Consider the following 17,092-nt stretch of genomic DNA (forward strand, 5'->3'; position numbering starts at 1 on the left):
CCGAACTCACCCAGATTGACGCCAGATCAAGCAGCCCGCGAAAACGGATTCGCGGGGCCCTCACACAGCCGCCGCCCGACGGGCCGGCACCCTTTCCAGCCCACCCAACCGAGGTGCCCGACATGAACGCCAACTTCCAGTCCAACGATCTCGGCGAAGTCATCGAAGCCGACCGCGCCCACCTCTGGCATCACCTGATCCAGCACAAGCCGTTCGAAACGATCGATCCCCGGATCATCGTCGAAGGCAAGGGCATGCGCGTCTGGGATGCGACGGGAAAGGAGCACCTCGATGCCGTCTCCGGCGGCGTCTGGACGGTGAACGTGGGCTACGGCCGCGAGAGCATCGCCGACGCGGTGCGCGAACAGCTGGTTAAGATGAACTACTTCGCCAATTCCGCCGGCTCCATCCCCGGCTCCTTGTTCGCCAAGAAGCTGATCGAGAAGATGCCGGGCATGAGCCGCGTCTACTACGTGAACTCCGGATCGGAGGCCAACGAGAAGGCCTTCAAGATGATCCGCCAGATCGCGCACAAGAAATACGGCGGCAAGAAAACCAAGATCCTCTACCGCCACCGCGACTACCACGGCTCCACGCTGGCCGCGATGTCGGCCGGCGGGCAAGATGAGCGCAACGCGCAATACGGCCCCTTCGCGCCGGATTTCGTCCGGGTGCCGCATTGCCTCGAATACCGCAAGGAAGAGCTGGGCCTCGGCCACCTCTCCGGCGCCGACTTCGGCCGCGCCGCCGCGGATCTGATCGAAGAGGTGATCCTGCGCGAAGGCCCCGAGACGGTGGGCGGCCTCTGCCTCGAGCCGGTGACGGCGGGCGGCGGCGTCATCACCCCGCCGGAAGGCTACTGGGAGCGCGTGCAGGAGATCTGCGAGAAATACGATATCCTGCTGCACATCGACGAGGTCGTCTGCGGTGTCGGCCGCACCGGCGAATGGTTCGGCTACCAGCACTACGGCATCAAGCCCGATTTCGTGACCATGGCGAAGGGCGTCGCCTCGGGCTACGCGGCCATCGCCTGCTGCGTGACCACCGAGAAGGTCTTCGAGATGTTCAAGGAAGATGCCAGCGATCCGATGGGCTACTTCCGCGACATTTCCACCTTCGGCGGCTGCACCGCCGGCCCGGCGGCGGCGCTGGAAAACATGCGCATCATCGAGGACGAGGGCCTGCTGGAGAACACCACGAAGATGGGCGAACGCCTGCTCGCGAACCTCGAAGCACTCAAGGCCAAACACCCCGTCATCGGCGACGTGCGCGGCAAGGGGCTCTTTGCCGGCGCCGAACTGGTGGCGGACCGCGAGACCAAGCAGCCGCTGGACGAGAAGCTCTGTCAGGCCGTGGTGGCCGATTGCATGGCGCAGGGCGTTATCATCGGCGTCACGAACCGCAGCCTTCCGGGCTTCAACAACACGCTCTGCTTCAGCCCCGCGCTGATCTGCACCGCCGAAGACATCGACGCCATCACCGAGGCCGTCGACAAGGCGCTGACCAAGGTCATCGCCGCCGCCTGATCTCCGCGATCTTCCGCTGCGCGGCCCTCCACCCGCGCGCGGACCGTCACGCCGCCCCGGATGCGGGCTCTGGCCCTCGGCGGGGCGGCGTGATACATCCAGATCTCCACCCGCGTAATGCCAGATGGAGATCTGCCTTGGCCATTCCCGCTGAAACGTTGTTCCTCGATCCCCGCATGGAGGGCACGCTTCAGCAGCAGATCCAGCAGATGGTGGCGCAGGGCATTCTTTCGGGGCGGTTCCAGCCCGGCGAGAAGATGCCCTCCTCCCGCAAGCTCACCCAGCAGCTCGGCGTCAGCCGGATCACCGTCACGCTGGCCTATACCGAGTTGATGGCCGACGATTACCTCACCTCCCGCGGGCGGTCGGGCTACTACGTGTCCGAGAACGCGCCGCGCACCCCGCAGTTCGAGCCGCCGAAACAGGCTCCGTCCCGCGCGGTGGACTGGAACCGCGCTCTCGGCCAGCGCTTCGCCGGCGCCCCCAGCCTGCGGCGCCCCGAAAACTGGCGCGAATACCGCTACCCGTTCATCTACGGCCAGACCGACCCGACGCTCTTCGACCACCAGAACTGGCGGCTCTGCGCGGTGAAGGCCCTCGGGCAGCGCGATTTCGAGGCTCTGACGGCGGACTACTACGAAAGGGACGACCCGCAGCTCATCGAGTTCATCGCCCGCCACACTCTGCCGCGCCGGGGCATCCTCGCCCGCCCCGAGGAAATCCTCGTCACCATGGGGGCACAGAACGCGCTCTGGCTGGCGGCGCAGGTGCTGCTGAACCAGCGCCGCACCGTGGCGATGGAAAACCCCTGCTACCCCGGCCTGCGCAACGCGCTCGCCCAGACGCGCTGCATCACCCACCCCGTGGACATCGACGCCGACGGCCTGCCGCCCGAAGCCCTGCCCGAGGATCTGGACGTGGTTTTCGCCACGCCCAGCCACCACTGCCCCACAGCGGTGACGATGCCCCTGGAGCGCCGCCAGAAGCTGATCGACATGGCCTCGGAGCGGGACTTCATGATCGTGGAAGACGACTACGAATTCGAAATGTCCTTCCTCAAGGCCCCCTCTCCCGCGCTGAAAAGCATGGATCGAGACGGCCGCGTGATCTATGTCGGCTCGTTCTCCAAGTCGCTGTTTCCGGGCCTGCGGCTGGGCTACCTCGTGGGGGCGGAGCCCTTCATCCGCGAGGCCCGCGCCCTGCGCGCCGCCATCCTGCGCCACCCGCCCGGCCACATCCAGCGCACCGCCGCCTATTTCCTGTCGCTGGGCCACTACGACAGCCTGATCCGCCGCATGGGCCGCGCCTACCACGAGCGGCGCACCGTGATGGAGGAGGCAATCCGCACCCACGGGCTCAAGATCGCCGGCGCCAATGCCTTCGGCGGCTCCTCCTTCTGGATGGAAGCGCCCGAAGGCGTCGATACCGGGGTTCTGGCGCGCAACCTGCGCGCCGAAAGCGTGCTGATCGAGCCCGGATCCCCGATGTTCCTTCAGGACAACCCGCCGGGCCATTTCTACCGGCTCGGATATTCCTCCATCGCAGCGTCGCGGATTCCCGAGGGCATCGCGCGAATTGCCCGCGCCATCGAGCAGAGCACGTCCTGACCCCCGGCTCTGGCCATACCCCACCCAAGCATCTGGCCCTAACGCAAGCCGTGCCGGCACAGTAGGTTCGGCCCCAAACGCCTGCGCGCGCCGATGCGCGCCCGGCAGAGATTCCCTCAAGGATGGAGACAGCGACCGATGAAGATGACGACCGAAGAAGCCTTCGTCAAAACCCTGCAGATGCACGGCATCGAACATGCCTTCGGCATCATCGGCTCCGCCATGATGCCGATTTCGGATCTGTTTCCGAAGGCCGGGATCACCTTCTGGGACTGCGCCCACGAGGGCAGCGCCGGGATGATGGCGGACGGCTTCACCCGCGCCTGCGGCAAGATGAGCATGATGATCGCCCAGAACGGCCCCGGCATCACCAACTTCGTCACCGCCGTGAAGACCGCCTACTGGAACCACACGCCCCTGCTGCTGGTCACGCCGCAGGCCGCCAACAAGACGATCGGCCAGGGCGGTTTCCAGGAAGTGGAGCAGATGAAGCTCTTCGAAGACATGGTGGCCTACCAGGAGGAGGTGCGCGATCCTTCCCGCGTGGCCGAAGTGCTCAACCGCGTGATCATGAAGGCCAAACGGGCCTCCGCGCCCGCGCAGATCAACATCCCGCGCGATTTCTGGACCCAGGTGATCGACATCACCCTGCCCGCCGTCGTCGAATTCGAGCGCCCCGCCGGGGGCGAAGGCGCCGTGGCCGAGGCCGCGAAACTGCTCTCCGAGGCGCGCAACCCGGTGATCCTGAACGGCGCCGGCGTGGTGCTTTCGGCGGGGGGCATCGAAGCCTCCCGGGAACTCGCCGAGCGGCTGGATGCGCCGGTCTGCGTCGGCTACCAGCACAACGATGCCTTCCCCGGCTCCCACCCGCTGTTTGCCGGCCCGCTGGGCTACAACGGCTCCAAGGCCGGGATGGAACTGATCAAGGCGGCCGACGTGGTGCTCTGCCTCGGCACCCGCCTCAACCCCTTCTCCACGCTCCCCGGCTACGGCATGGAATACTGGCCCACCGATGCCAAGATCATTCAGGTGGACATCAACCCCGACCGCATCGGCCTGACGAAACCCGTCACCGTGGGCATCGTCGGGGACGCAGCGAAAGTGGCGCGGGGCATCCTCGCCCAACTCTCCGACACCGCCGGCGACGAGGGCCGCGAGGAACGCAAGGCCCGGATCGCCGAAACCAAGTCCCGCTGGGCCCAGCAGCTTTCGGGCATGGACCACGAGGAGGACGACCCCGGCACCACCTGGAATGAACGCGCCCGTGCCGACAAACCCGACTGGATGAGCCCGCGCATGGCCTGGCGCGCGATCCAGAGCGCCCTGCCGCGCGACGCCATCATCTCCTCCGACATCGGCAACAACTGCGCCATCGGCAACGCCTACCCCTCTTTCGAGGCGGGCCGCAAATACCTCGCCCCCGGCCTCTTCGGCCCCTGCGGCTACGGCCTTCCGGCCATCGTCGGCGCCAAGATCGCCTGCCCGGACGTGCCGGTCGTCGGATTCGCCGGGGATGGCGCCTTCGGCATCGCGGTGACGGAACTCACCGCCATCGGCCGCAGCGAGTGGCCCGCCATCACGCAGATCGTCTTCCGCAACTACCAATGGGGCGCCGAGAAGCGCAATTCCACCCTCTGGTTCGATGACAACTTCGTCGGCACCGAACTGGACGAACAGGTCTCCTACGCCGGGATCGCCCGGGCCTGCGGCCTGCAAGGCGTGGTCGCGCGCACGATGGACGAGCTGACGGAAGCCCTGAACACGGCGATCAAGGATCAGATGGAGCACGGCAAGACCACGCTCATCGAAGCCATGATCAACCAGGAACTGGGCGAGCCCTTCCGCCGCGACGCGATGAAGAAGCCGGTGGCCGTCGCCGGGATCTCCGCCGCCGACATGCGCCCCCAGAAGGGCGCCTAAAATGGCAGACCCGCGCGGCACATGCCCCGCGCGGGGCCTATTGGGCGAGCGCCAGCGTCACGGCGGTGGCCGCCACGATATCCTCCACGCTCGCGCCCCGGCTCAGATCGCAGACCGGTTTGCCAAAGCCCTGCAACAGCGGCCCCAGTGCCTGCGCGCCGGCCAGTTCCTGCGCCAGCTTGTAGGCGATGTTGCCCGCATCCAACGACGGGAAGATGAAGACATTCGGCGCGCCGGCCTCAATGCCCTTGCGCGTCGCGATCTCCGGGTTGAGCGCCGCGTCGGCCTGAACCGGGCCGATGGCGGCAAGCCCCCGCGCCCGCGCGGTTTCCGTTGCGCTGCGCACGCGATCCACGCTCTCCCCGGCCCCGGACGCCAGCGTGGAGAAGGAGAGGAAGGCCACTTCCGCGCGCCCCAGAAGGGCGCGGGCCGTCGCCGCCGAGGCCGTGGCGATGTCGGCCAGCCCATCGGCATCCGGCGCCACGTTGAGGGCGCAATCGGCAAAGAGCGCCTCGCGCCCGTCCGGGAAACGCATGAGGAAACTCGAAGACGGCAGGGCGATCCCCTCGGCCATGCCGATGGCGAATTGCGCCGCCTCGATCACCCGCCGCGTGGGGCTCGCCGCCCCGGCCACAAGCGCATCGGCCTCTCCGCAGGCCACCATGGCAGCCGCCCGGACCAGCGGCTTCTCCAGGAGCCGCCGCGCGAAGGCCTCCTTGCCCGGGCGCTGCTTCAGGATCGCGGCCACATGGGCCTCGCTGGCATCCGCCAGCGGCACCGGCCGCGCCAGCCCTTCGGCCACGAGCCGCTCCGCCGCCTGCGCTATCCGCGCATCTTCGGCCTCCGGCAAGATCACCCGGGCCTGCCGCGCGCGGGCCGATTCATAAACGTTTTCAAGTACAGACATGCAGCCTCCCATGGGCTGAAAGGATGAAGAGATGAGCGACACCGTCAAGATCAATCGCGGCTTGAAAGGCATCTATTTCGAACGTTCCGGCGTCAGCCACATCGACGGCGCCGCCGGCACGCTCACCTACCGCGGCTATTCGATCCACGATCTCGCCACCCATTCCACCTTCGAGGAAGTCGCCTACCTGCTGATCTACGGCGAGTTGCCCACCGCGGAGGAGCTCGCCGCCTTCAGCGCCCGCCTCAAGGCCGCCCGCACCCTGCCTAACGAGATCCACGCGATCATCGCCGCCACGAAAGACGGCCACCCGATGGACGTGCTGCGCACCGCAGTCTCCGCCCTCGCCGCATTGGAGCCCACCAGCCAGCAGGTCGGTGAACAGGCCTTCATCGAGAACGGCATCCGCCTCACCGCACAGGTGCCGATGATCGTCGCCGCCCACGAGGCGATCCGCAACGGCCGCACGCCGGTCGCGCCGGATCCCGCGCTCGACCACGCCGCCAACTGGCTCTGGATGCTGAAGGGGGAAAAGCCCAGCGCCGAGGCCGCACGGCTCGCGGACGTGGATTTCATCCTCCACGCCGAACACGGCTCCAACGCCTCCTCCTTCGCCGCCCGCGTCACCGTGGGGACCGAGGCCAACCTGCACGGCGCCATCGTCACCGCGCTCTCCACCCTCGCCGGCCCCGCCCACGGGGGCGCTGCCGAGGACGTGATGAAAATGGTGCAGGAGATCGGCAGCCCCGAGAACGCCGCCGCCTACGTAAAGGCCAAACGCGCGAACCGCGAACCGGTCACCGGATTCGGCCACCGGGTCTACCGCGCCGAGGATCCCCGCGCGCGGCACATGCGCGACGGCGTGAAGGCGCTGTCCGAGGAAATGGGCCAACCCGAATGGTACGAGATCCTGCAGGCGGTGGTGGAGGCGATGAAACCCTACGCCCGCCACGGGCTCAACGTGAACGTCGATTTCTATTCCGGCGTCATCTACCAGCTGCACGGCATCCCGATGGATCTCTACGTGCCGATCTTCGCCATCGGCCGCGTGCCCGGCTGGGTGATCCAGTGCATCGAACAACAGCGCCAGAACATCCTGCTGCGCCCGCTCACCCTCTACAACGGCCCCGAGGAGCGCCCCTATACCCCGATCGAGAACCGCTGATCCTTTCCTCTCGCTGCAAATACCTCGGGGGGAGTCCTTGCAAAGGACGGGGGGCGGAGCCCCCCTTCCCCCGTCAGCCGAATTCGAAACTCATGACCCCGTAGAGCCGCGCCAGATCCTCCTGCGGCGCACGCCCGCGATACATCCGGGCGGTTTCAAACACGGCTTCCATCCCGAACCGTTCCGCCATGACCACCGCCGCCGCATTGGGCATCGGCACATCCAGAAACACTGGCCCCGCAGCGCCTTTCGCAAGACTCAGGAACAGCGCCTCGGCCTGCTCCGCGCTCTCCGCCACCAATGGGCCGATCTTGGTGCCTTCGCGGCAGGGCCGCGCCACGCCCCAACCGGCGCAGCGCGCGCCGTCCATCAGCATGAGCGATCGGGCATCCGGTTGGGCGAGCCACGCCCGCAGGTAGCTGATGCGGGAAAAGCCAGCTACCTCCGCGTCCAACCCGTGCACGGCGTCCATACGGGCCGGAACCGCGCCCAGATCCCCGGCCTGCGGCAGCCGCGCCGGGTCCACTGCAAAACGCGTGTTGGCATGGGCATAGACGAAGCCTGACGCCCTGTAGTTCTCCTGCTGGTCCACCACGCCGTCCAGCCCCACCGTCGCGCCGTCCAGCCGTTGCAGGGCGGCCTGCCAGAGCCCCAGCCCGTGCCCCTGCCCTCGCAGATCGGGGTGGCAGATGTAGAAACCGAGAAAGCCGAACCCCGCGCTTTGCCGCGCCACCGAGATCACGGCGGCCAGTTCATCACCGAGGAAACAGCCCACGAAGGCCCCAGGATCGGCGGCATGGAAGGTCTGCGCATCGTGAAGTCCGGGGTTCCAGCCTTCCGCAGCTGCCCAGTCCACGGCCAGCGCCACCTCTTCTGCCGACAGTGTCCGAAATACGCGCGTGGCCGCCATGGCTGCGGTCTCCCTCAACAGGGCCTAAAGCAGCCCCCGGCCCGCAAGGTAGCCCATCAGGCTGCGCACACCAAAGGTCCAGGGCGCGCAGTCGGTGGAGAGCCGCACCCGGTTGCGCAGGGTTCCCAGCCCCGGCGCGGAAATTTCCACCACGTCGCCGATCTTGTGGGTGAAGCCTTCGCCCGGCACGTCGCGGTCCTCGGTGGGCGCGAAGAGCGTGCCGAGAAACAGCATCAGCCCGTCCGGATACTGGTGATGCCGCCCGATCGTCTGGGCCACCAGGTCTTCCGGGTCGCGGCTGATCTCCTTCATCGAGGAATGGCCGTGCAGCACGTAGCCATCCTCACCCGTCACCACCATGTCCAGCTCCGCCGCGCGCACGTCATCGAGCGTGAAACCTTCGTCGAACAGGCGGATCATCGGCCCGATGGCGCAGGAGGCGTTGTTGTCCTTCGCCTTCGACAGCAGCAGCGCCGAGCGCCCTTCCACGTCGCGCAGGTTCACGTCATTGCCGAGGCAGGCGCCAAGGATGCGCCCCTTGGAGGAAACAGCCAGCACCACCTCCGGCTCCGGGTTGTTCCACGCCGAGATCGGATGCAGGCCCACGTCGGCGCCGTGCCCCACGGACGACAGCACCTGCGCCTTGGAGAAGACCTCCGCATCCGGGCCGATGCCGACCTCCAGATACTGGGACCAAAGCCCCTCTCGGATCAGCGCGGCCTTCACCCGCGCAGCCTCCTCCGAGCCCGCCCTGACGTTGCGCAGGGAGTCTCCAATCGCGGCCCCGACGCGGGCGCGGATGGCTTCGGCCTTGGCCGGATCGCCCGCCGCCTGCTCCTCGATCACCCGCTCCACCATGGAGCGCGCGAAGGTCACGCCGCAGGCCTTCACCGCCTGCAAGTCGCAGGGGGCAAGCAGATGGGTCTGGCTCAAATCGCCGACCGGCGCGGCTTCTAAGTCAGCCCAGGCGCATAGGTCCTCGCCTTCCGCACGTCGCAGGTAGGCGGCGGGATCCTCCATTTCGCAGATGTCGCGCACGGTGGGGGCCGCGCGGCTGGTGATGTCCAGCACGCGACCCGCCCGCAGAGTGATGACGCCCGGCCCGCCCAGATCGGCGCGCCAGACGCGGCCCAGCCAGAGGCCGTTGTCGGGCAGATCAGCCAAATTTCACCCAGGCGGCGTTGCGGCTGGAAGAGCGCACGCAGGCGTCCACGAACTGCACGCCTTCGAGCCCGTCCTGAACCGTCGGATAGAGCGTGCCGGCAGGTGCCGGCTGCCCGGCGCGCGCCGCTTCGATGGCGGCCGCGGCCTCGGAATAGACGTTGGCGAACCCTTCGAGGTAGCCCTCGGGATGGCCCGGCGGCACGCGGGTGAGCCGGTTTCCGGCCTCCGATGCCCCTGCCCCGCCGCGGGTGATCAGGCGTTTGGGCTCGCCAAAGGGCGTGAACCACAGCTCGTTGGGGTTCTCCTGCCCCCACTCAAGCCCACCCTTGGAGCCGTAGATGCGCAGGCGCAGCCCGTTCTCGTTGCCCGGCGCCACCTGCGAGCACCAGAGCATCCCGCGGGCGCCGTTCTCGTAGCGCAGCAGCACATGGCCGTTGTCGTCCACCTGGCGGCCCGGCACGAAGCTCTGGAGATCGGCCGCAAGGCTTTCCACCTTCAGCCCCGAGACGAAGCGCGCGAGGTTGAAGGCGTGGGTGCCGATGTCGCCCGTCGCCCCGCCCGCGCCGCTGCGCGCCGGATCGGTGCGCCACTCGGCCTGCTTGTTCTCGACGTGTTCGGTGAGCCAATCCTGCACGTATTCCACCTGCACGAGGCGGATCTCGCCCAGATCGCCCGCCGCCACCATCTCGCGCGCCTGCCGCATCAGCGGGTAGCCCGTGTAGTTGTGCGTCAGGATGAAGAGCGCGTCGGAGTTCTCCGCCGCTTTCACCAGCTTCCTGGCGTCCGCGAGGTTGGACGTCAGCGGCTTGTCGCAGATCACGTGGATGCCACGCTTCAGGAATTCGCGCGCGGCGGCGTAATGCACGTGGTTCGGGGTGACGATCGCCACCGCCTCGATGCCGTTCCTGATCCGCGCCTCGCGCTTGGCCATCTCGGTGAAATCGGAATAGATCCGATCCTCCGCCAGCCCCAGCGCACGGCCGCTTTCCAGCGCCCGCTCAGGGGTGGAGGAGAGCGCTCCGGCCACCAGTTCGAACTTGCCGTCGAGCCGTGCGGCGATGCGGTGAACCGCGCCGATGAAGGCGTCCTTTCCGCCCCCGACCATGCCCAGCCGGATCGGCCCTGCCGTTCCGTCGTTGCGCCCTGTGATTGCCATCTGCCTGATCCTCCCTGAGCTTCGCGCCTTCAGCCAGGCCTAGAGGCCCAGCATCTTCCGGTTGGCCGCCTCGTCCGTGCCGCCATCGGCGAAATCGTCGAAAGCGTGTTCGGTGACGCGGATGATGTGATCCTTCACGAATTGCGCACCCTCCCGCGCCCCGTCTTCGGGGTGCTTGAGCGCGCATTCCCATTCCACCACGGCCCAGCCGAAGAAATCATTGGCCGCCATCTTGGCGAAGATCGCGCTGAAATCGACCTGCCCGTCGCCGAGGCTGCGGAAGCGGCCGGCACGGTCCACCCAACTCTGGTAGCCGGAGTAGACCCCCTGCCGCCCCGTCGGGTTGAACTCGGCATCCTTGACGTGGAACATCTTGATCCGGTCCTTGTAGATGTCGATGTTGTCGAGGTAGTCGAGGCATTGCAGCACGTAGTGGCTGGGATCGTAGAGCATGTTGCAGCGGGCATGGCCGTCGAGCCGCTCAAGGAACATCTCGAAGGTCACGCCGTCGTGCAGATCCTCGCCCGGATGGATCTCGTAGCAGACATCCACGCCATTCTCCTCGGCATGATCGAGGATCGGTCTCCAGCGGCTTGCCAGTTCATCGAAGGCGGTCTCCACCAGCCCGGCCGGGCGCTGGGGCCACGGGTAGACGTAGGGCCAGGCCAGCGCACCGGAGAAGGTCGCGTGTTCGGTGAGGCCGAGGTTGCGCGAGGCGGTGAGCGCCTTCTTCACCTGGTCCACCGCCCAGGCCTGGCGCGCCTTGGGGTTGCCCCGCACCTCCGGCGCGGCGAAACCGTCGAAGGCGGCATCATAGGCGGGATGGACCGCCACGAGCTGGCCCTGCAGGTGGGTCGAAAGCTCCGTCACCTCGATGCCGTTGGCCGCGGCGACGCCCTTGATCTCGTCGCAGTAATCCTTGGAGGTGGCGGCCTTTTCGAGATCGAAGAGACGGCCGTCCCAGCTGGGGACCTGCACGCCGATGTAGCCGCAGTCGGCCGCCCATTTGGTAATCGACTCCCAGCTGTTGAACGGGGCGTCATCGCCTGCGAACTGCGCAAGGAACAGCGCAGGACCCTTGATCGTTTTCATGTGAACCCTCCTCCCGTGGGCCGTGGCGCCCCGGCTCCTTCCGGGTGTTTTACGGTCCAAATGGGTCGATGTAATCGTTTACTTCGTCATGTTTCAGTGATTCTCGGCAATCTGTCCACCGTGTTGTTAGCGGGCAGGCGCGGCGGTGCTGGCGCGCTCCACCAGTTCAACCGGCACGATGTGCAGGAAATCGGGCTGCACTTCCGTGGGCCTACGCAGGCGCGAAAGCAGGGTCTGCGCCGTGATGCGGCCCAGTTCCATGCGATCCTGCCGGATGGTGGTGAGCGCGGGCCGGAAGTAGGGGGCGAGATCGATGTCGTCGAAACCCACGACCGAGAGATCCTCGGGCACGCGGACGCCGGCGTCCGACAGCCGGCTGATGAAGCCCATCGCCATGAGGTCCGAGGCCGAGAACACCGCGGTGGGGCGCTCCTTCAGGCCGAGAAAGGCCTCCGCCGCGGCCGCGCCGGAAGCGAGCTTGAAATCGCCGGGGAAGACCCATTCCGGCCGCACGTCCAGCCCGCGGGCCTCGGCCGCCTCGAAGAAGGCCGCCCGCCGCACCCCGGTCAGAACGTTGTCTTCCGGGCCGCAGATATGGCCGATCGCCCTGTGCCCCAGATCGGCCAGGTGGTTCACCGCCTGGATGGCGCCGGAACGGTTGTCGGAGCGGATCGAAGGGATGCCCGCCCCCTCGGCCCATTCACAGGCGTAGATCACGAGATGCTCGTTTGGCGTCCCCTTGACCGACTCGATCGAGGAAAGCGGCAGGATGCCGTCCAGCACGATCACCCCGTCGGCGCGCCCGTCCTGGAACACATGCGACAGCGGCGTGCCCGCAGGCCCGATGTTGGCGGTGTCGGAAACCAGCACGCTGTATTCGGCCTCCGAGAAGACCTGCTCGATGCCGGCGATGATCTGCGAGAAGAAAGGGTTGCCGATGTTGGGGATCAGCGTGAGGATCGATCCGGTGCGCTGGGTGCGCAGATTCCGGGCCGCCCGGTTGACGCGATACCCCGTGGCCCGCACGGCCTCCAGCACCGCCTTCCGGGTGCGCTCGGAGACGACGGAAGGGTTGCTGAGGGTGCGACTCACCGTGGCCGTCGATACGCCGGCCGCCTTCGCCACATCCTGGATCTTCACGGTTTCCGACACTCGAACCCACCCTTTTATTCAACGCCTGCGGTGGGTTTCCGATCCTACCCCACCAAGCCTATTGACAGACTCGGCCTAAATCCATTTCCTATATGTAATCGTTTACAGCCTGCCGTGCAAATGCTTCATCAGTCTGTAATCGATTGCAGCCCGAATGATATCCATCCGGGTCTCAGGGAGGAGAAACATGAAAACTATTCGTACCCTTTTTGCGGCAACCACCGCACTCTGCGCAGCGACGGCCGTCTCTGCCACCGAACTGGAAGTCACCCACTGGTGGACCTCCGGCGGCGAAGCTGCAGCCGTGGCGGAGTTCGCAAAAGCGTTCAACGCAACGGGCCACACCTGGAAGGACGGCGCCATCGCCGGCTCCGGCGGCGTTGCCCGCCCGATCATCATCAGCCGCATCCTTGGCGGTGACCCGATGCACGCCACCCAGCTGAACCACGGCCGCCAGGCCGAGGAGCTGGTGGAAGCCGGGCTGATGCTCGATCTCACCGACGTGGCCGAGGCCGAAGGCTGGCGCGACATCGTGCACCCGACCTCGCTGCTCGACAGCTGCACCGTGGACGGCAAGATCTACTGCGTGCCGGTAAACATCCACTCCTGGCAGTGGATGTGGCTGAGCCACAAGGCCTTCGCCGACGCCGGCGTGGACGTGCCCTCCAACTGGGACGAATTCGTGGCCGCCGCCCCGGCGCTGGAAGCCGCCGGCAAGATCCCGCTGGCGATGGGCCAGCAGCCGTGGCAATCCTCCGGCGCCTTCGGCGTGCTGACGGTCGCCATCGCAGGCCCCGACGCCTGGCTCGAAGTGAACGCCAACAAGAACGCCGAAGTGGCCGCCGGCCCCGAGTATGCGAAGGTCTTCCAGGCCGCCGCCGCGGCCCGCGCCATGGCCGCCAACTCCAACGTGCAGGACTGGAACCAGGCCACGAACCTCGTGATCACCGGCCAGGCCGGTGGCCAGATCATGGGCGACTGGGCGCAGGGTGAATTCCAGGTGGCCGGCCAGGTCGCCGGCGTGGACTACACCTGCCTTCCGGGCCTCGGCGTGAACGAAGTGATCTCCACCGGCGGGGATGCCTTCTACTTCCCGAAGAACGACGATCCGGAAATCACCAAGGCCCAGAAGGAACTGGCCTCGCTGATGCTGTCCAAGGAAGTCCAGGTGGCCTTCAACCTCAAGAAGGGCTCGCTTCCGGTCCGCGGCGACATCGATCTCTCCGCCGCCAACGACTGCATGAAGAAGGGCCTCGACATCCTGGCCAAGGGCAACATCCTGCCTGACGGCAACCAGGTGCTTTCCGCCGACACGACCGGCCAGATCGAAGACCTGATGGTCGAGTTCTGGAACGACCCGTCGATCACCGCGGAAGATGCCCAGGCACGCTACGCCGAGATCATCGCGAGCGCCGACTGATCTTGAAACCAATGTGCTGGCCCCTGCTGCGGGCCAGCACGTTCTGAAACGCGAGGCGCAGCTTTCGCGCCGCGTTTCAATCGGGGGAGAAGGCCCATGGCCATCGCTGAAATTCAGGGGCAGAGCACGGAAGACGTGCGCCCGCCGGTCAGGTTGTTTCGGAACCTGAACGCAAAAATCGCATCCATTCCAATGATCATGACGGCAGTCTTCGTCTTCATCGGCTGCACCGTCTGGACGATCGTCCATTCCTTCACGAAATCCCGGCTCCTGCCGAAACTGGATTTCGTGGGACTCGACCAATACGAGCGCCTCTGGGGCACGCGGCGCTGGCTCGTGTCCATCGAGAACCTCGCGATCTACGGCATCTGCTCGCTGGTCCTGAGCCTCGTCATCGGCTTCACGCTGGCGGCGCTGCTGGATCGCAAGATCCGCTTCGAAAACACCTTCCGCACCATCCTGCTCTATCCCTTCGCGCTTTCGTTCATCGTGACGGGCCTCGTGTGGCAGTGGATCCTGAACCCGGATTTCGGCATCCAGAGCGTGGTGCGCGGCTGGGGGTGGGAGAGCTTCACCTTCGATCCGCTCTACAACCCGGACATCGTGATCTTCGGCATCCTGATCGCCGGCATCTGGCAGGGTTCGGGCTTCATCATGGTGGTGATGCTGGCCGGCCTGCGCGGCATCGACGAAGAAATCTGGAAAGCCGCCCGCGTGGACGGCATCCCGACGTGGAAAACATACATCTTCGTGGTGATCCCGATGATGCGCCCGGTCTTCGTGACGGCGCTGGTGCTGATCACCTCGGGCATCGTGAAGGTCTACGATCTCGTGGTGGCGCAAACCTCGGGCGGCCCCGGCATCGCCTCGGAAGTGCCCGCCAAATACGTCTACGACAAGATGTTCCAGGCTCAGAACCTGGGGCAGGGCTTCGCGGCCTCCACGATGATGCTGCTGAGCGTCGTCATCATCCTGATCCCCTGGGCCTATCTCGAATTCGGAGGCAAGAAACGTGGCTGACACGACCGCACAGAATGGTTCCGAACCCTGGGGCCCCAAACCGCGCAAGCGCTTTTCCCGCAAGAACATCATGCTCTACGGCACGCTGCTGATGGTCTCCATCTACTACGCCCTGCCGCTTTACGTGATGATCGTGACCTCGCTGAAAGGCATGCCCGAGATCCGCATGGGCAATGTCTTCGGCCCGCCGATGGAGATCACCTTCGAGCCCTGGGTCAAGGCCTGGGCCGAAGCCTGCACCGGCATCAACTGCGACGGCCTGAGCCGTGGCTTCTGGAACTCGGTGCGCATCCTCGTGCCCTCGGTGATCCTGTCGATCGCCGTGGCTTCGGTGAACGGCTACGCGCTGGCCAACTGGAAGTTCAAGGGCGCGGACGTGTTCTTCACCATCCTGATCCTCGGCGCCTTCATCCCCTACCAGGTGATGATCTACCCGATCGTGATCCTGCTGCGCGAGCTGGGCCTCTACGGCGGCCTCTGGGGCCTCGTGCTGGTGCACACGATTTTCGGGATGCCGATCCTGACCCTGCTGTTCCGCAACTATTTCACCGCGATGCCCGAAGAGCTCTTCAAGGCCGCGCGCGTGGACGGGGCCGGCTTCTGGGGGATCTACTTCCGCATCATGCTGCCGATGAGCCTGCCGATCTTCGTGGTCGCGATGATCCTTCAGGTCACCGGCATCTGGAACGACTTCCTCTTCGGGGTGATCTACACCAAGCCCGATCTCTACCCGATGACCGTTCAGCTCAACAACATCGTCAACTCGGTGCAGGGCGTGAAGGAATACAACGTGAACATGGCGGCCACCCTGCTGACCGGCCTCGTTCCGCTCGTCATCTACTTCGCCTCCGGCAAACTCTTCGTCCGCGGCATCGCTGCCGGCGCCGTGAAAGGATAATCCGTCATGGGATACACTTCCGAAAACCTCGCGGAGATCGCGATCGACACCCCGCAGACGCTCGCGGAGCCGTCCGTCCGCATCAAGAACCTGGATCTGAACTTCGGCTCGGTGAAGGTGCTTCAGAACCTCAACCTCGACGTGGGCAAGGGCGAGTTTCTCGTCCTGCTCGGCTCCTCGGGCTGCGGGAAATCCACCCTGCTGAACTGCATCGCGGGGCTGCTGGACGTCTCCGGCGGGCAGATCTTCATCAACGGCAAGAACGTCACCTGGTCCGAGCCCAGCGAGCGCGGCATCGGCATGGTGTTCCAGTCCTACGCGCTCTATCCGCAGATGACGGTCGAGGGGAACCTCTCCTTCGGGCTCAAGAACGCCCGCATCCCGAAGGAGGAGATCGCCAAGCGCGTGGCCCGCGCCGCCGAGATCCTGCAGATCGAGCCCCTGCTCAAGCGCAAGCCCTCCGCCCTGTCGGGCGGCCAACGGCAGCGGGTGGCCATCGGCCGCGCGCTGGTGCGCGACGTGGACGTGTTCCTCTTCGATGAACCGCTCTCCAACCTCGACGCCAAGCTGCGCGCCGACCTGCGCGTGGAGATCAAGCGGCTGCACAACCAGCTCGACAACACGATGATCTACGTCACCCACGATCAGGTCGAGGCCATGACGCTGGCCGACCGGATCGCCATCATGAAAGGCGGCAAGATCCAGCAGCTTGCCGCCCCGGGCGAAATCTACAACCGCCCGGTCAACAAATACGTCGCCGGGTTCATCGGATCTCCCTCGATGAACTTCCTGCAGGGCAACATCCAGACCGGTGACACGGATGTCTTCCTGTCCGGCGACGTATCCATTCCCCTCGCCGGCTACGCCTTCGACGGGCTGGGCCGGTCGCCGGGCAAGGCGTGGCTGGGCATCCGCCCGGAGCACATCCTGACCGGCGCCGAGGCCGAGGCCGCGCCGTTCAACACGCAGGCCGTCATCGAGATCGTGGAGCCGATGGGCTCCGACACGCTGGTCTGGACCCAGCTCGCCGGCGAGCGCATCCGCATCCGCATGGATGGCCAGTCCGACGTCCGCGAGGGCGACACCATCACAATTGGCTTCCACGCCGAACGCGTTTCGCTGTTCGACGAGGCGACCGAAAACAGGATCTGACCC

General features: G+C 66.2%; 14 protein-coding genes. 8 read left to right on the forward strand and 6 right to left on the reverse strand.

What is annotated here, in order from left to right; genetic code table 11:
• Nucleotides 1-122 precede the first annotated feature (122 nt).
• The 3 genes from PSA7680_RS12755 (at nt 123) to xsc (ending at nt 5,053) form a co-directional block, all read left to right on the forward strand.
• Entirely contained in the window at nt 123-1,526 is a 1,404-nt protein-coding gene (locus tag PSA7680_RS12755) for an aminotransferase family protein (RefSeq protein ID WP_085869106.1), read from the forward strand.
• A gap of 137 nt (nt 1,527-1,663) precedes the next feature.
• Complete coding sequence (pdxR, locus tag PSA7680_RS12760; protein ID WP_085869107.1) at nt 1,664-3,133, forward strand: MocR-like pyridoxine biosynthesis transcription factor PdxR; 1,470 nt, start codon at nt 1,664-1,666, stop codon at nt 3,131-3,133.
• A gap of 138 nt (nt 3,134-3,271) precedes the next feature.
• A complete protein-coding gene (xsc, locus tag PSA7680_RS12765) occupies nt 3,272-5,053 on the forward strand; it encodes a sulfoacetaldehyde acetyltransferase (RefSeq protein ID WP_085869108.1) in 1,782 nt (593 codons plus the stop codon).
• Nucleotides 5,054-5,090: 37 nt separating this feature from the next.
• Here the strand turns inward: xsc and PSA7680_RS12770 are convergent, their stop codons facing one another.
• Nucleotides 5,091-5,960 carry a phosphate acyltransferase gene (locus tag PSA7680_RS12770; RefSeq protein ID WP_085869109.1) on the reverse strand — a complete coding sequence of 290 codons (870 nt, stop codon included), beginning with the start codon at nt 5,958-5,960 and terminating at the stop codon, nt 5,091-5,093.
• 31 nt (nt 5,961-5,991) lie between these two features.
• On the opposite strand from PSA7680_RS12770, the gene PSA7680_RS12775 reads away from it, so the two are divergent.
• Complete coding sequence (locus tag PSA7680_RS12775; RefSeq protein ID WP_085869110.1) at nt 5,992-7,125, forward strand: citrate/2-methylcitrate synthase; 1,134 nt, start codon at nt 5,992-5,994, stop codon at nt 7,123-7,125.
• 73 nt (nt 7,126-7,198) lie between these two features.
• On the opposite strand, the gene PSA7680_RS12780 is transcribed toward PSA7680_RS12775, so the two are convergent.
• The 5 genes from PSA7680_RS12780 to PSA7680_RS12800 all read right to left on the reverse strand — a co-directional run bounded on the left by PSA7680_RS12780 (nt 7,199) and on the right by PSA7680_RS12800 (nt 12,599).
• Nucleotides 7,199-8,035: a GNAT family N-acetyltransferase gene (locus tag PSA7680_RS12780; RefSeq protein WP_085869111.1), complete on the reverse strand. Its 837-nt coding sequence runs from the start codon at nt 8,033-8,035 to the stop codon at nt 7,199-7,201.
• A 24-nt stretch (nt 8,036-8,059) separates the two neighbouring features.
• Nucleotides 8,060-9,199: a fumarylacetoacetate hydrolase family protein gene (locus PSA7680_RS12785; protein WP_085869112.1), complete on the reverse strand. Its 1,140-nt coding sequence runs from the start codon at nt 9,197-9,199 to the stop codon at nt 8,060-8,062.
• A complete protein-coding gene (locus PSA7680_RS12790; RefSeq protein WP_085869113.1) occupies nt 9,192-10,355 on the reverse strand; it encodes a Gfo/Idh/MocA family protein in 1,164 nt (387 codons plus the stop codon). Before PSA7680_RS12790 ends, PSA7680_RS12785 begins: the two co-directional genes overlap by 8 nt.
• Nucleotides 10,356-10,394: 39 nt before the next feature.
• Complete coding sequence (locus tag PSA7680_RS12795) at nt 10,395-11,447, reverse strand: sugar phosphate isomerase/epimerase family protein (protein ID WP_085869114.1); 1,053 nt, start codon at nt 11,445-11,447, stop codon at nt 10,395-10,397.
• Between the two features lie 126 nt (nt 11,448-11,573).
• Nucleotides 11,574-12,599, reverse strand: coding sequence for a LacI family DNA-binding transcriptional regulator (locus PSA7680_RS12800; RefSeq protein ID WP_085869115.1), 1,026 nt, complete (start codon nt 12,597-12,599; stop codon nt 11,574-11,576).
• Nucleotides 12,600-12,786: 187 nt separating this feature from the next.
• On the opposite strand from PSA7680_RS12800, the gene PSA7680_RS12805 reads away from it, so the two are divergent.
• From PSA7680_RS12805 to PSA7680_RS12820, 4 genes are all read left to right on the forward strand, one after another.
• Nucleotides 12,787-14,019, forward strand: coding sequence for an ABC transporter substrate-binding protein (locus PSA7680_RS12805; protein WP_085869116.1), 1,233 nt, complete (start codon nt 12,787-12,789; stop codon nt 14,017-14,019).
• 192 nt (nt 14,020-14,211) lie between these two features.
• The gene (locus tag PSA7680_RS12810) at nt 14,212-15,039 is read left to right on the forward strand and encodes a carbohydrate ABC transporter permease (RefSeq protein WP_245824618.1); all 828 of its coding nucleotides are present in this window, start codon (nt 14,212-14,214) and stop codon (nt 15,037-15,039) included.
• Nucleotides 15,032-15,937: a carbohydrate ABC transporter permease gene (locus tag PSA7680_RS12815; protein WP_245824620.1), complete on the forward strand. Its 906-nt coding sequence runs from the start codon at nt 15,032-15,034 to the stop codon at nt 15,935-15,937. The genes PSA7680_RS12810 and PSA7680_RS12815 overlap by 8 nt, the downstream gene beginning before the upstream one ends.
• A gap of 6 nt (nt 15,938-15,943) precedes the next feature.
• A complete protein-coding gene (locus PSA7680_RS12820) occupies nt 15,944-17,089 on the forward strand; it encodes an ABC transporter ATP-binding protein (protein ID WP_085869117.1) in 1,146 nt (381 codons plus the stop codon).
• Nucleotides 17,090-17,092: the final 3 nt, after the last annotated feature.

Source organism: Pseudoruegeria aquimaris (assembly GCF_900172235.1).
GTDB lineage: Bacteria > Pseudomonadota > Alphaproteobacteria > Rhodobacterales > Rhodobacteraceae > Pseudoruegeria > Pseudoruegeria aquimaris.

Excerpts from the sequence above, each read along its gene's own strand:
- xsc (WP_085869108.1), top strand. The coding sequence starts at position 3,272 with ATGAAGATGACGACCGAAGAAGCCTTCGTCAAAACCCTGCAGATGCAC.
- PSA7680_RS12820 (WP_085869117.1), top strand. The coding sequence starts at position 15,944 with ATGGGATACACTTCCGAAAACCTCGCGGAGATCGCGATCGACACCCCG.
- PSA7680_RS12770 (WP_085869109.1), bottom strand. The coding sequence starts at position 5,960 with ATGTCTGTACTTGAAAACGTTTATGAATCGGCCCGCGCGCGGCAGGCC.
- PSA7680_RS12780 (WP_085869111.1), bottom strand. The coding sequence starts at position 8,035 with ATGGCGGCCACGCGCGTATTTCGGACACTGTCGGCAGAAGAGGTGGCG.
- PSA7680_RS12790 (WP_085869113.1), bottom strand. The coding sequence starts at position 10,355 with ATGGCAATCACAGGGCGCAACGACGGAACGGCAGGGCCGATCCGGCTG.
- PSA7680_RS12810 (WP_245824618.1), top strand. The coding sequence starts at position 14,212 with ATGATCATGACGGCAGTCTTCGTCTTCATCGGCTGCACCGTCTGGACG.
- PSA7680_RS12775 (WP_085869110.1), top strand. The coding sequence starts at position 5,992 with ATGAGCGACACCGTCAAGATCAATCGCGGCTTGAAAGGCATCTATTTC.
- PSA7680_RS12795 (WP_085869114.1), bottom strand. The coding sequence starts at position 11,447 with ATGAAAACGATCAAGGGTCCTGCGCTGTTCCTTGCGCAGTTCGCAGGC.
- PSA7680_RS12755 (WP_085869106.1), top strand. The coding sequence starts at position 123 with ATGAACGCCAACTTCCAGTCCAACGATCTCGGCGAAGTCATCGAAGCC.
- PSA7680_RS12805 (WP_085869116.1), top strand. The coding sequence starts at position 12,787 with ATGAAAACTATTCGTACCCTTTTTGCGGCAACCACCGCACTCTGCGCA.